The organism is Mesocryomonas lacus (assembly GCF_055730135.2).
In genome coordinates this window covers 127,476-141,389 of the sequence record NZ_JBUZWE020000011.1, presented here as the reverse complement: position 1 = coordinate 141,389, position 13,914 = coordinate 127,476, and the positions used below count along the sequence as shown (strand labels likewise).

14 protein-coding genes are annotated in these 13,914 nt (G+C 66.5%); 12 read left to right on the top strand and 2 right to left on the bottom strand.

The genetic code is table 11. The annotated features are described in order from the left end of the window. From ACZLZY_RS17690 to ACZLZY_RS17665, 6 genes are all read left to right on the top strand, one after another. A complete protein-coding gene (locus ACZLZY_RS17690; RefSeq protein ID WP_472935522.1) occupies positions 1-384 on the top strand; it encodes a YkvA family protein in 384 nt (127 codons plus the stop codon). 327 nt (positions 385-711) lie between these two features. Continuing rightward, positions 712-1,218 (top strand): invasion associated locus B family protein, encoded by a 507-nt coding sequence (locus tag ACZLZY_RS17685; RefSeq protein WP_472935521.1) that lies wholly within the window; start codon positions 712-714, stop codon positions 1,216-1,218. A 258-nt stretch (positions 1,219-1,476) separates the two neighbouring features. Further along, positions 1,477-2,643 (top strand): dual-specificity RNA methyltransferase RlmN, encoded by a 1,167-nt coding sequence (gene rlmN, locus ACZLZY_RS17680; RefSeq protein ID WP_472935605.1) that lies wholly within the window; start codon positions 1,477-1,479, stop codon positions 2,641-2,643. 25 nt (positions 2,644-2,668) lie between these two features. Beyond that, positions 2,669-3,142, top strand: a complete 474-nt coding sequence (locus ACZLZY_RS17675; protein ID WP_472935520.1) for a hypothetical protein — start codon at positions 2,669-2,671, stop codon at positions 3,140-3,142. A 55-nt stretch (positions 3,143-3,197) separates the two neighbouring features. Further along, positions 3,198-3,443, top strand: a complete 246-nt coding sequence (locus tag ACZLZY_RS17670) for a BrnA antitoxin family protein (RefSeq protein ID WP_472935519.1) — start codon at positions 3,198-3,200, stop codon at positions 3,441-3,443. 142 nt (positions 3,444-3,585) lie between these two features. Next, positions 3,586-4,242, top strand: coding sequence for a glutathione S-transferase family protein (locus tag ACZLZY_RS17665; RefSeq protein ID WP_472935518.1), 657 nt, complete (start codon positions 3,586-3,588; stop codon positions 4,240-4,242). Between the two features lie 15 nt (positions 4,243-4,257). On the opposite strand, the gene ACZLZY_RS17660 is transcribed toward ACZLZY_RS17665, so the two are convergent. Further along, positions 4,258-4,899, bottom strand: coding sequence for a LysE family translocator (locus ACZLZY_RS17660; RefSeq protein WP_472935517.1), 642 nt, complete (start codon positions 4,897-4,899; stop codon positions 4,258-4,260). A gap of 186 nt (positions 4,900-5,085) precedes the next feature. Here ACZLZY_RS17660 and ACZLZY_RS17655 point away from each other — a divergent pair, with 186 nt between their 5' ends. The 4 genes from ACZLZY_RS17655 to ACZLZY_RS17640 all read left to right on the top strand — a co-directional run bounded on the left by ACZLZY_RS17655 (position 5,086) and on the right by ACZLZY_RS17640 (position 8,925). Continuing rightward, entirely contained in the window at positions 5,086-6,018 is a 933-nt protein-coding gene (locus tag ACZLZY_RS17655) for a phosphatase PAP2 family protein (RefSeq protein WP_472935516.1), read from the top strand. Between the two features lie 155 nt (positions 6,019-6,173). Continuing rightward, complete coding sequence (locus tag ACZLZY_RS17650; protein ID WP_472935515.1) at positions 6,174-7,394, top strand: argininosuccinate synthase; 1,221 nt, start codon at positions 6,174-6,176, stop codon at positions 7,392-7,394. A 165-nt stretch (positions 7,395-7,559) separates the two neighbouring features. Continuing rightward, positions 7,560-7,709: a lmo0937 family membrane protein gene (locus ACZLZY_RS17645; protein ID WP_472935514.1), complete on the top strand. Its 150-nt coding sequence runs from the start codon at positions 7,560-7,562 to the stop codon at positions 7,707-7,709. 205 nt (positions 7,710-7,914) lie between these two features. Further along, positions 7,915-8,925 (top strand): LLM class flavin-dependent oxidoreductase, encoded by a 1,011-nt coding sequence (locus ACZLZY_RS17640; protein WP_472935513.1) that lies wholly within the window; start codon positions 7,915-7,917, stop codon positions 8,923-8,925. Positions 8,926-9,096: 171 nt separating this feature from the next. Here the strand turns inward: ACZLZY_RS17640 and ACZLZY_RS17635 are convergent, their stop codons facing one another. Beyond that, the gene (locus ACZLZY_RS17635; protein WP_472935512.1) at positions 9,097-9,597 is read right to left on the bottom strand and encodes a MarR family winged helix-turn-helix transcriptional regulator; all 501 of its coding nucleotides are present in this window, start codon (positions 9,595-9,597) and stop codon (positions 9,097-9,099) included. Positions 9,598-9,795: 198 nt separating this feature from the next. Here ACZLZY_RS17635 and ACZLZY_RS17630 point away from each other — a divergent pair, with 198 nt between their 5' ends. Further along, positions 9,796-11,829, top strand: a complete 2,034-nt coding sequence (locus tag ACZLZY_RS17630; RefSeq protein ID WP_472935604.1) for a M3 family metallopeptidase — start codon at positions 9,796-9,798, stop codon at positions 11,827-11,829. A 228-nt stretch (positions 11,830-12,057) separates the two neighbouring features. Beyond that, entirely contained in the window at positions 12,058-13,881 is a 1,824-nt protein-coding gene (gene typA / locus ACZLZY_RS17625) for a translational GTPase TypA (protein WP_472935511.1), read from the top strand. Positions 13,882-13,914: the final 33 nt, after the last annotated feature.

The window sequence follows — 13,914 nt, the reverse complement described above, 5'->3', positions numbered from 1 at the left end:
ATGACCATCGCGAAGACCCAGATCGATGAAATCCTGTTGCCGGCGACGGTCGAGAAGCAGGCCGAGCAGGAGACGAAAGTTCGCCGCTCGTTCTTCAGCACGCTGCGCCGCGCCGCGCGGCACGTGCCGTTCATGGACGACGTCGTCGCCTCCTATTACTGCGCCATCGATCCCGAGACGCCATCGTCGAGCAAGGGCATCCTTCTCGCCGCCCTCGCCTATTTCGTCCTGCCGATCGACATCGTGCCTGACTTCCTCTTCGGCCTCGGCTTCACCGACGACATCGCCGTTCTCTGGGCGGCTTTCGGCGCGGTCCGTCACAACATCAAGCCGGAACACTATCTCCGCGCGGCCGAAACCCTCGGCGAGATGAAGGAAGGCTGATCAAGCCTTCGTGTGCCCCGATGGGGTGGACGCCCGTGCTGTCCCGCATGCAAAAGACGACCGGAGGACAACCAGCGCGCGCTGAGCGGGCATCGCCAAATTGTCGCCAATATTCTTGGCTCACTCGTGATGGCGCGCGACGGGATCGGAAAGCCGGAGGTTTGCGAAGCGGGCGCCCCGGCCGATCAGAACCTCATCCACGTTTGCCGCCAGTCTCGGTTCGTTTACCCGACATCAAGACCTTTTAAGGCAAACTGAACGTAAGTCGCGTCCAGAAACTGGCCGGGCAGCTTTGCCTATGGCCAATCACCAGACGAGCGGGGAGCCATGTCTTTGAAGAATGTCCTGACCACGGCGGCAGCCATCCTGGTCTTGTCGAGCGCTGCCGCTACGGCGCAGACACCGACCCGGATCAAGCAGTTCAACGCCTGGGGGAGCTACTCCTACACCGCCTCGGGCGGCAAGGTCTGCTACATCCTCTCCACGCCGACGGCGATGGAGCCGGCGAGCGTCGACCACGGCGACATTTTCTTCCTGATTTCCCAGAAGCCGGGCCAGGGCGTCTCCTACGAGCCGCAGGTGGTGATGGGCTACAAGATGCAGGACGGCTCGAAGGTCGTCGTCGACATCGACGGCCGGAAGTACACGCTGTTCACCCGCGGCGAGTCCGCCTGGATGGAAAACGCCGCCGAGGAGCCGCAGCTCGTCGCCTCGCTCCGCAAGGGTACCAACATGAAGGTCGACGCGAAGTCGCAGCGCGGGACCGCCACGCACTACACCTACTCGCTGTCGGGCGTCACCGCCGCCCTCCAGTCGATCGGCACCTGCAAGTAGGCAGGAGACGAATGATCTCGCGAAAGCCGGGCCCTTGGGTCCGGCTTTCGTCGTTTTGAGCCAGCTTTCCCCGCGCAAAACCGCGTGAGATCGCCGCGCCCTTGCGAAAAAGCCGCAAAGGCGTCATTTGAAGGGGATCCTGACATCATGACGCCCGCGGCCGCCTATGGTCCTCGGAACGAAGGCAACCCCATGGCCGTACTGCTCGATCTCGCACCGACGCCGCCTGCGCACGGCGAAGCGCTCGTGCCCGTCGCCATGGTGCGGCCGCAGGCGGTGACCACCGAGGCGAAGCCCCATCTCGTCGGCATGAGCCGCGAACAGCTGGGCGAGGCGCTCCGCCGTGCCGGCGTGCCGGACAAGCAGGTGCGCATGCGCACCGCGCAGCTCTGGCACTGGCTTTATGTGCGCGGCGTCTCCGACTTCAGTCAGATGGCCAACATCTCCCGCGACCTCCGCCAGAAGCTGTCCGAGACCGCCGACATCGCGCGGCCGGAGATCGTCGACGAGCAGATCTCGGTCGACGGCACCCGCAAATGGCTGTTCCGCTTCGCCGCCAAGGGCGCCGGCCGGCCGGTCGAGATCGAGACCGTCTACATCCCCGAGGAAGGCCGCGGCACGCTCTGCGTCTCCTCCCAGGTCGGCTGCACCCTCACCTGCACCTTCTGCCACACCGGCACCCAGCGCCTGGTGCGCAACCTGACGCCGGACGAGATCGTCGGCCAGATCATGGTCGCCCGCGACCGGCTCGGCGACTTCCCCGATGCCGATACGCCGGAGGGCGGCATCCTGCCCTCCGAGGGCCGCCTCGTCTCGAATGTCGTGATGATGGGCATGGGCGAGCCGCTCTATAACTTCGACAATGTTCGCCAGGCCCTGGCCGTCGTCTCCGACGGCGAGGGCCTCGCTTTGTCGAAGCGCCGGATCACGCTGTCGACCTCCGGCGTCGTGCCGATGATCGCCCGCACCGGCGAGGAGATGGGCGTCGGCCTTGCCATCTCGCTGCATGCCGTCCGCGACGAACTGCGCGACGTGCTGGTGCCGATCAACAAGAAGTACCCGCTGGCCGAGCTGCTCGAGGCCTGCCGGACCTATCCCGGCGTCTCCAATGCCCGCCGCATCACCTTCGAATACGTCATGCTGAAGGGCGTCAACGACAGCCTCGGCGACGCCCGCGAACTGGTGCGGCTGCTCTCCGGCATTCCCGCCAAGATCAACCTCATCCCGTTCAACCCCTGGCCGGGCACCGACTACGAGTGCTCGGACTGGGACCAGATCGAGCGCTTTGCCGACGTCGTCAACCAGGCTGGCTACGCCTCGCCGATCCGCACGCCGCGCGGCCGCGACATCTTTGCCGCTTGCGGCCAGCTGAAGTCGGAGAGCGAGCGCATGCGCAAGACCGAACGGCTGGCAGCCGGCCAGTGACACCGGCCTTGCGGGATCGCCGGACGTGATCGCGGTGCTGCGCTTCCTGTTCGTCATTCCGGTCGCCTTCATCTTCGCGTGCCTCACCGCCGGCTTCGCGCTGCTCTGGCCCTTCATCGATCTGACCGGGGCGGATGGTGATCCGCTGTTCTGGGTGCAGGCGGTTTTTGGCTTTCTTGCGCAGTCGGCCCAGGTCGGCGCCGCGGTGCTGATCCCCTGGGGCCTGTTCATGGTGGTCACCGAGAGCCTCGGCTGGCGGTCGCTGATCCTGCATATGGCCGCCGGCATCATTGGCGGCTTCGCCATCATGCGCTCGGCCTATGGCGAAGCCATGCCGCATGCGAGCGTCCAGACCGCGATGATCGTCGCGGGCCTTGCCTTCGCCATGGTCTACTGGATCGTCGCCGGACGGGCTGCCGGCCGCTGGCGCAGCCCCCGCCGGACGGCCGTGGCGCGACCTCCCGAGGCGCAAGCGGTGGATACCGCCCCGACGCCCTGACGGCAGCGTGGCCAGCCGTGCTAGCATCATCGCATTCAACCCAAGAGGACATTCCATGAGACCGCCGGAAAGAACCAGGCGTCCGAGCGACCCGCGCAGCGCCGCCGAGGCCGCCTTCAAGCAGGTGACGAAGAAGCCGGAGCGGATCGACGAGCGCACGCTCGGCCTGCCCGCCGCGCCCGGCGCGCGCGAACTCGTCTCGCTGCGCATCGACACCGACGTGCTCGAGCATTTTCAGGCCGAGGGTCCGGGCTGGCAGGATCGCATCAACGTTGCGCTGCGCCAGGCCGCCGGCAAGTAGCCAGCTGCCGGCGGGCACACGGGCATGCCCGCATGACAGCGACATGAGAGGATGACCCCGTGATGCCGCATGACCCCGTCATGCCCGGGTGTCCTTGTCCGCATGATCTTGCCATTGGCGCCAGGCGCGTCACTTAGGCCGGATGATCATCCTTCACCACCTGAACAACAGCCGCTCGCAGCGCATTCTCTGGCTGCTCGAAGAGCTCGGCACGCCCTACGAGATCAAGCGCTACCAGCGCGATCCGAAGACCATGCGGGCGCCGGCCGAGCTTCGCGCCGTGCACCCGCTCGGCAAGTCGCCCGTGATCACCGAGGACGGGCTGACGCTCGCCGAGACCGGCGCCATCGTCGACTATCTCACCGAGACGCGCGGCGGCTTCGGCCCGCCGGCGGTCGGGCCGAACCGCTGGCAGTACCGGCATTTCCTGCACTATGCCGAGGGCTCGGCGATGCCGCCGCTGGTGATGAAGCTGGTCTTCTCCCGCATCCCCTCCGGCCTGCCGAAACTGCTGCGGCCGCTGATGAAGCCGGTCTTCGCCAAGCTCGACGGTGCCTTCCTCGAGCCGCAACTGCAGGCGCATGCCGACTACTGGGAGCAGTCGCTCGCCGACACCGGCTGGTTTGCCGGGCCGGAGTTTTCGGCCGCCGACATCATGATGAGTTTTCCGCTGGAGACCGGCAAGGACCGCATCGGCTTTGGCGCCCGGCCGAACTGCCGCGCCTTCCTCGAGCGCATCCACGCCCGCCCGGCCTATATCAGGGCGCTGGAGGCCGGCGGGCCCTACGCCTACGCGTGATGGTATTCGAAGACCTCACCGACCGGGGGTCAGCAGGATCTTGACGGCAAAGGCGGAGAAGACCGAGGCGAACAACCAGTCGATGCCGCGCATCACCTTGGGCCGGCGCTTCAGCGCGGCGGCGAAACGGTCGGCGGCGAGGATCATGGCAAGGCTCATCGGCACCGCCAGCACGATGAAATAGACGCCGAAGAAGAACAGCTTGCCGGTCGCATGCGGGTCCCCCGCCGACACGAAGCTCGGCAGGAAGGTCACGAAGAACAGGATGATCTTCGGGTTCAACAGGTTGATGCCGACCCCGGTCAGCCAGTTGGCGGTGAGCGAGCGCTGTTTGCCGGCCACCGCCTCCAGCTGCAGCGACGAGCCGCTGCGGATCGCCTGCACCGCGAGGAAGATGAGGTAGCCGGCGCCGGCGAACTTCAGGAGGCCAAAGGCTTCCGGCGACGCGGCGACCAGCGCCGACAGGCCGAAGGCCGCCAGTGTGGTGTGGACGAGGACGCCGCTGGAGGCGCCGAGCATGGTGGCGATGCCCGCCATACGGCCCTGGCTCAAGGTCCGCCCGATGAACAGCGTCATGTCCGGACCCGGCGTGATGGTCAGGACGAAGGCGGCGAGCGTGAAGGCGAGAAGCGGCCCGAGAGCGGGAATGAAATCCATGCGTCGCGATCCCTGCAGTAGAGAGGTGAGACCGGTCTAACCCGGCCCCTCCGGCCCGGCCACCCGAAACCGTGAAACGCGCGCAGAACCCCTCGTTATTCGGCAACGTCATGCCGCGGTAACGTGGAAGTCATCTCCCTGTCGCCCGTCCCGGCCATGGTTCGGCGTCGATCGGGGGGAAGACGCATGGACTGGACCACAGGCGACACCGCGGTGCGGACGGCGGCATCGGCCGTCGGAACGGCGCTGCGGGACGGCGCGCGCGCCGCGCCGCTTCTGATGCGCGGCGCTGCCGCAAGGTTCGCTGAGAGGGCCGAGACCGCACCGATCGGCCTCCTCGCCCAGCTCCTCCTCGCGTTCAGCTTCCTGTTCATGGCCGTTCCCGCGATCGATCTCGGCGTCGCCCGCTGGTTCGCCGTCGCCGGCCAAGGGTTCCCGCTGCAGGACGATCCGGCATTGATGGGGCTGCGCGAGTTGCACCGGCTGTCCACGCTGGCGCTGCTGGCCGCCGCCGTGGCCAGTCTCTTCGTCGCCGCCGTCAGCTTGCCGTCGCGCTGGGTGATGCGGCCGCACAAGGCGGTGTTTCTGCTGTCCGTCTATGCCCTCGGTCCGGGCCTCCTGGTGAACCTCGTCCTCAAGAACCTGTTCGGCCGGGCGCGCCCGCGCGAGTTGGCCGAGTTCGGCGGCCAGCTGGACTTCAGCGCGCCCTGGCAGTTCGCCGGTGCCTGCAGCGGCAACTGCTCCTTCACCTCCGGCGAAGCCGCCTCGGCAGCGGCCATGCTCGCGGTTGCGCTGATCGTGCCGCGGGCGATGCGGGCACGGGTGCTGCTCGCCCTCAGCGTCCCCGCGGTGCTCTTCTCGCTGAACCGCATCGCCTTCGGCGGCCATTTCCTGTCGGACGTCGTCTTGTCCTGGCTCGTCGTCGGCCTCGTCATGCTGCTCGTCCGCCGGCCGCTCATTGCCGCCGCCGCGCGGATCGACGCTGTAGTGGCGGGCAGCGGTGTTCCGGCCTGGCACGCGGCGGCCGCCTGGCTCGCCCGGCTGCAGGCTGTGGCCTGGCGCCTCGTCCCCGACAGGCGACGGGCAATGCCAAGGCCCGCCGGCGCACCGTCGGCTTGAACACTCTGCCCTGAGGGACTTCTAATTCGGTCGAAACGGCGAGGAGACGGCATCGGAAGGCCCGGCAGCGCCGCCGATGTCGCGGGGGCGGCTTTCTTCCCCGCCATCTCTTGCTATAGAGCCCCCACCGAATTCGTTTCTCGTGGGACAAGAGCATGGCAAACCAGCGCGACGTCAAAAAGGTCGTCCTCGCCTATTCCGGCGGCCTCGACACCTCGATCATCCTGAAATGGCTGCAGACCGAGTATGGCGCGGAGGTCGTGACCTTCACCGCAGACCTCGGCCAGGGCGAGGAGTTGGAGCCGGCGCGCCGCAAGGCCGAGATGCTCGGCATCAAGGAAATCTACATCGAGGACGTGCGCGAGGAGTTCTGCCGCGACTTCGTCTTCCCGATGTTCCGCGCCAATGCCGTCTACGAGGGCGTCTACCTCCTCGGCACCTCGATCGCCCGGCCGCTGATCTCGAAACGCCTCGTCGAGATCGCCCGCGAGACCGGCGCCGACGCGATCGCGCATGGCGCGACCGGCAAGGGCAACGACCAGGTCCGCTTCGAGCTCTCCGCCTATGCGCTGAACCCCGACATCAAGATCATCGCGCCTTGGCGCGAATGGGCCTTCAAGTCGCGCACCGACCTCATCAATTTCGCCGAACAGCACCAGATCCCGGTGTCGAAGGACAAGGTCGGCGAGGCGCCGTTCTCGGTCGACGCCAACCTTCTGCACTCGTCCTCCGAGGGCAAGGTGCTGGAAGACCCGGCCGAGGAGGCGCCGGACTACGTCTACCAGCGCACCATCAGCCCGGAGGAAGCTCCGGACCGTGCGACCACGATCGAGATCGGCTTCCTCAAGGGCGACGCCGTCTCGCTCGACGGCAAGGCGCTGCGCCCGCACGAGCTGCTCGCCTCGCTGAACGATCTCGGCCGCGACAACGGTATCGGCCGGCTCGATCTCGTCGAGAACCGCTTCGTCGGTATGAAGTCGCGCGGCATCTATGAGACGCCCGGTGGCACCATCCTCCTCGCCGCCCACCGCGCGGTGGAGAGCCTGACGCTCGACCGCGGCGCCGCGCATCTCAAGGACGAGCTGATGCCGCGCTATGCCGAGCTGATCTACAACGGCTTCTGGTTCTCGCCCGAGCGCGAGATGCTGCAGGCGCTGATCGACAAGAGCCAAGAGCATGTCGAGGGCACGGTCACGCTGAAGCTCTACAAGGGCAATGTCATCGTCACCGGCCGCGCCAGCCCGAAATCGCTGTACTCCGACGCCCTTGTCACCTTCGAGGACGATCACGGCGCCTACGACCAGAAGGACGCGGCGGGCTTCATCAAGCTCAACGCCCTGCGCCTGCGCACCCTCGGTAAGCGCGACCGGCTCTAGCCGGGGCACGGCAGCCACACGGTTGAAACTGCGGGTTGCCGCTTCTCCCGATAGCGTGGCCCCATAGCCCGCCGTGATTTGCTGTGGCACGGACGGAACGGCTTTCAGCTGTGGCCATTATGGGGCGAGGCGGCCCGTGGGACTGCCAGATCAGGAGACGGCTCGATGCTTTGGACGCTTGCAGTAATTTTGGTGATCGCCTGGATTCTCGGCGGCTTCGTGTTCCACGTCGCCGGCGGACTGATCCACCTCCTGCTCGTGATCGCCGTGATCGTCGTCGTCGTGCAGATCATCCAGGGCCGTCGCCGCATCTGAGGCCAGGCCAGCGCCACCTCTCTTTCGAAAAAGCCCTGCCGGTGACCGGTGGGGCTTTTTTTCTACCGATCGGTCGCAGCCCCAGTCCGCAGGGCTTTCGGGGCTATCAGACCTCGCTCCACCGGTGCCCGCACCGCCCGCCATGCTGGACAGCGACGCCGGCCGTTCCCATCTCATGGCCTCACGCATGAGATGGACAGACCCGATGCTTCCCTATTCCGTCCTCGACCTTTCGCCGATCCCCGAAGGCGGCACCGCTGCCGACGCGCTGACGAATTCGCTGGCCTTGGCGCAACATGCCGAGACGCTTGGCTACAACCGCTTCTGGCTCGCCGAGCATCACAACATGACCGGCATCGCCAGCGCGGCGACGGCCGTGGTGATCGGCCACGTTGCTGCGGGGACCAAGACGATCCGCGTCGGCTCCGGCGGCATCATGCTGCCGAACCACGCACCGCTGGTGATCGCCGAGCAGTTCGGAACGCTGGCGACGCTCTACCCCGACCGCATCGACCTTGGCCTCGGCCGGGCGCCCGGCACCGACATGAACACGGCGCGCGCGCTTCGCCGCAGCCTCGACAACAGCGACAACTTCCCGCAGGACGTGATGGAGCTGCTCGCCTATTTCGCCGAGGCGGGTCCCAACCAGCGCGTGCGCGCCGTGCCGGGCATGGGCACCAACGTCCCCGTCTGGATTCTCGGCTCCAGCCTCTACGGCGCGCAGCTCGCCGCCCATTTCGGTCTGCCCTATGCCTTCGCCTCGCATTTCGCGCCCGCGGCGCTGGGGCAAGCGATCGAGGTTTACCGCGAGACCTTCCGGCCGTCGGAATATCTGGACAAGCCATATTTCATGCTGGCGATGAACGTCTTTGCCGGTGAGACGGATGCCGAGGGGCGCCGCCTTCGCAGCTCGATGGAGCAGGCCTTCGCCAATCTGCGGACCGGCCATCCGGGGCCGCTGCCGCGGCCGGTGGACGACATCGACGCGGTGCTGGATCCGATGGTGAAGCACGGCGTCGACGAGGCTCTCTCAGTCTCCGCCACCGGTTCGCCCGAGACGGTCAGGCGCGAGATCGCGGCGCTGGTTTCCCGCTATGCGCCGGACGAGATCATCATCACCGGCCAGATCCACGGACAGGCCGACCGGCTGCGATCCTTCGCCATCGCGGCCGAAGCTGTGCAAGGCACCTACGCCCAGCAGGTCGCCGCGGAATAGCGGAGACGAGCCGGTTCAGGCGTCCAGAAGGGCGCCTGAACCGTGATGGTCTCGTGGATGCGTGGCGCGGGCAGCCGATAGCCGGCAACGACCGACGGGCTGCTTGAGGCATGGCTACAGGGGTATAGGACGTCGCTGGTACGTCGGACGGTCTTCAGCGCCGCTGTCTTGTCAGGCGATTTTGGCGACAACGACCGGCATTTGCATCGACGGCTTCGGACCGCCCGATTCCAGCTCGCTGACGAGGTTGGCCCGCATCTTGATCAGCGCGCTGTCGACGATGCGCAAATCCGCCTCGTCGATTCCCGCGGTCATCTCGGCATAGATCTGCGCTGCCAATGGCCGCACGCGCTGGAAAACAAGTTCGGCTGCTGGCGTCGGGCTGATCACCTTGGCGCGCCGGTCGGTCGGATCGGTCGTCCGGGCGATCAGGCCATGGGCCTCCAGCCGGTCTAGATAGGCCGACAGTGTCATCGGCTCGACGCCCATGAGCTCTGCCAGCACGGCTTGCCGGGCGCCGCTGTTGCGCGCGACCTGGGCCAAGGCGCGGATTTCACCGGGCGTCAGTTCGAGCCCGGCACCGCCGACGACCCTCTCGAACGCCTGGCGAAACAGGCGCGATAGATCGGTGAGAAGGAAGCCGAGGGAATTTCCGGGAATGAGCTGGGTCATCGTTCTCTTCTCGAAAAAAGTGTAACCTCGACGAAGTCAGTGACGGGCCTTGCTGAATGTCCTCCGGCCTGCCTGTCATGTCGGTTTATCTTCAGACTCCGTAGCCGTTTAAGGCTCACAGAACTTGTAACGCAGTTTGCTAAGGTTGCAAAGATTATGGCAGCAAATCTCATCGACATCACCGCCGATTCTGTTGGGATGACTGAGGGGCAAGATGCTTTCAGCGGGGAATGGCCCGACTTTTCAAAGCTTAAGCCAACCGACTTCGCGCCGGCATTTGAAATGGCGATGGGTCTTCATCGGGCCGAAATAGATGCGATTGTTGCCGATCCGGCGGCGCCGAGCTTCGCCAACACCATTGGCGCAATGGAAAAGGCCGGCCGCCGGCTGTCGCGCGTCGCCTCCGCCTTCTACACGCTGGCCGGAGCTCACACCAACGAGGCGCTTCAGGCAGTGGAGCGCGAGATCTCGCCGAAACTGTCGCGGCACGGCTCGGCGATCTCCCTCGACGCCGGCCTCTTCGCCCGCATCGAGGCGGTGTTCGCGCAGCGCGAGAGCCTCGCCACGGTCGAGGGACTGTCGGCCGAGGACCTGCGCCTGCTCGACCGCGTGCATCTCGGCTTCGTGCGCGGCGGCGCCCGGTTGCAAGGCGCCGACCGCGAGCGCCTCGCTGAGGTCGACGCGTCGCTGTCCGAGCTCGGCACGGCCTTCTCGCAGAACATCCTCGCCGACGAGCGCGACTTCGTCCTGCCTCTCACCGAAGCCGACCTTTCGGGACTGCCGGACTTCGCGCGATCGGCGATGGCCGAGGCGGCCCGCGAGCGCGGCATCGAGGGCTATGCGCTGACGCTGTCGCGCTCCATCGTGACGCCGTTCCTCACCTTCTCCAGCCGTAGAGACCTCCGCGAAAAGGCCTTCGGCGCCTGGATCGCGAGGGGCGAGAACCCCGGCCCGACCGACAACCGCACCTTAATCGCGCAGATTCTGACGCTGCGGGCCGAGAAGGCGAAGCTTCTCGGATTCCCGTCCTTCGCCGCCTACAAGCTCGACGACGCGATGGCCAAGACGCCTGGCGCCGTGCGCGCGCTGCTGGAGGAGGTCTGGGTCAAGGCCCGCGAGCGCGCGCTCGGCGACGCCGCAGCGCTCCAGACGCTCGCCGCCGCCGAGGGCGACAATGCCCGGCTGGAGCCCTGGGACTGGCGCTATTTCGCCGAGAAGCGCCGGCAGGCCGAGTTCGATTTCGACGAGGCGGAGCTGAAGCCGTATTTCGAGCTCGACCGGATGATCGAAGCGGCCTTCGACGTTGCGTCCCGCCTGTTCGGCCTGTCCTTCGAACGCCGGCCGGAGGCGACGGCCTGGCATCCCGACGTTCGGATCTGGCGGGTCCGCAATGCCGACGGCGCCGAGATCGGCACCTTCCTCGGCGACTATTTCGCCCGCGCCTCCAAGCGCTCGGGCGCCTGGATGAGCAGCCTGCGGCGCCAGCACAAACTCGACGGCGGCCAGAAGCCGGTGATCTACAACGTCATGAACTTCGCTAAGCCCGCCCCCGGCGAACCGGCACTGCTGTCGATCGACGACGCCCGCACGCTGTTCCACGAGTTCGGCCATGCGCTGCACGGCATGCTGTCCGACGTCACCTGGCCGAGCCTGTCCGGCACTTCGGTCGCCCGCGATTTTGTCGAGCTGCCCTCGCAGCTCTACGAGCACTGGCTGACCGTGCCCTCGGTGCTCGAGCGCCATGCCCGCCACGTCGAGACCGGCGAGGCGCTGCCGCAGGCGCTGGTCGACAAGATGAAGGCCGCCCGCACCTTCGACGAGGGTTTCGCCACCGTCGAATACACCTCCTCGGCGCTGGTCGATCTCGCGCTGCACGAGAGCGGCACGGCCCCGGCCGATCCGATGGCGCGCGAGACGGAGATCCTCGCCGGGCTCGGCATGCCGCGCGAGATCGTCATGCGCCACCGGTCCCCGCACTTCGCCCACATCTTCTCGGGCGACGGCTATTCCGCCGGCTACTACTCCTACATGTGGTCGGAAGTGCTCGATGCCGACGCTTTCGAGGCATTCACCGAGACCGGCGACGCGTTCGACACGACGACCGGCGCGAAATTGCTGAAATACATCTACTCGGCCGGCGACACGCGCGAGGCCGCCGAGCTCTACACCGCCTTCCGCGGCCGCATGCCGACGACGCAGGCGCTCCTGCGCAAGCGCGGCTTCGCGGCCTGACTGGGCTTGCCGGCCGGGGCGTCGAGGGTCGCCGCTCGGGCCGGCATACGGCCCTCACCCGGTGTCGGGGATGGCAATCGGCGACGCCCGACCCCATCTCCCGGACAGACGCTTTGCCTCAGACCTTTCGCATCTGCGGAAAATCATGTAAGGCAGCGCGCATGCAAGCTTTGCGACTTTGTTTCACGTGAAACACCGCGACGCGCCAATCTTTTCCGGTGGTATTGAATGAAGCTCCGCAACATCGCGATCATCGCGCACGTCGACCATGGCAAGACGACCCTGGTCGACAAGCTGCTCTCCCAGTCCGGCTCGTTCCGCGAGAACCAGCGCCAGGAAGAGCGGGCGATGGATTCCAACGATCTTGAAAAGGAGCGTGGCATCACGATCCTGGCCAAGGCGACCTCGGTCGAGTGGAAGGATGTCCGCATCAACATCGTCGACACGCCAGGCCACGCCGACTTCGGCGGCGAGGTCGAGCGTATCCTGAACATGGTGGACGGCGCGGTCATCCTCGTCGACGCGTCGGAAGGCCCGATGCCGCAGACCAAGTTCGTTCTGGGCAAGGCGCTCAAGGTCGGCCTGAAGCCGATCGTCGCGATCAACAAGATCGACCGCCACGACGAGCGTCACCAGGAAGTGCTGAACGAGATCTTCGACCTCTTCGTGGCGCTCGACGCGACCGAAGAGCAGCTCGACTTCCCCGTCCTCTACGGCTCGGGCCGCGGCGGCTGGATGGCCGAAGCGCCGGAGGGTCCGCAGGACAAGGGCCTCGAGCCGCTGTTCGACCTCATCGTCAAGCACGTGCCGGAGCCGGACACCGCCGGCAAGGACGAGCCGTTCAAGATGATCGGCACCATCCTCGAGGCCAACCCCTTCCTCGGCCGCATCATCACCGGCCGAATCCAGTCGGGCTCGATCAAGCCGAACCAGGCCGTCAAGGTCCTGCACGGCGACGGTACGCAGCTCGAAACCGGCCGCATCACCAAGATCCTGTCGTTCCGCGGCCTCGAGCGCGTTCCGGTCGAGTATGCCGAGGCGGGCGACATCGTCGCCATCGCCGGCCTCTCGAAGGGCACCGTCGCCGACACCTTCTGCGACCCGCAGGTCACCGAGCCGCTGGTCGCCCAGCCGATCGATCCGCCGACCGTGACGATGTCCTTCATCGTCAACAACTCGCCGCTCGCCGGCACCGAGGGTGACAAGGTCACCAGCCGCGTCATCCGCGACCGCCTGCTCAAGGAGGCCGAGGGCAACGTCGCGCTGAAGATCGAGGAAGCCGAGGACAAGGATTCGTTCTACGTCTCCGGCCGCGGCGAATTGCAGCTCGCGGTGCTGATCGAGACCATGCGCCGCGAAGGCTTCGAGATCGGCATCTCGCGTCCGCGCGTCATCATGCAGACCGGCGAGAACGGCGAGAAGCTCGAGCCGATCGAAGAGGTCGTGGTCGACGTCGACGAGGAGCATGCCGGCATCGTCGTGCAGAAGATGAGCGAGCGCAAAGCCGAGATGGTCGAGCTTCGCCCGTCCGGCGGCGGTCGCCAGCGCCTGGTCTTCCACGCCCCGACCCGCGGCCTCATCGGCTACCAGTCGGAACTGATGACCGACACCCGCGGCACGGCGATCATGAACCGCCTGTTCCACTCCTATGCGCCGTACAAGGGTGAGCTCGCCGGCCGCAACACCGGCGTCCTGATCTCGAACGACGCCGGCGAGAGCGTCGCCTTCGCAATGTTCCACCTGGAAGACCGCGGCCCGATGGTGATCGAGTCCGGCACCAAGGTCTATGAGGGCATGATCATCGGCATCCACACCCGCGAGAACGATCTCGAGGTGAACGTGCTGAAGGGCAAGAAGCTGACCAACATGCGCGCGTCCGGCAAGGACGAGGCGATCAAGCTGACCCCGCCGATCCGCATGACGCTCGACCGCGCGCTCTCCTGGATCCAGGACGACGAGCTGGTGGAAGTGACGCCGAAGACTATCCGTCTTCGCAAGCTTTACCTCGACCCGAACGAGCGCAAGCGGCACTCGAAGTCGAAGGCGGCCTAAGGCTCCCTTGGCGATCGGTATCATTTGAAAAGG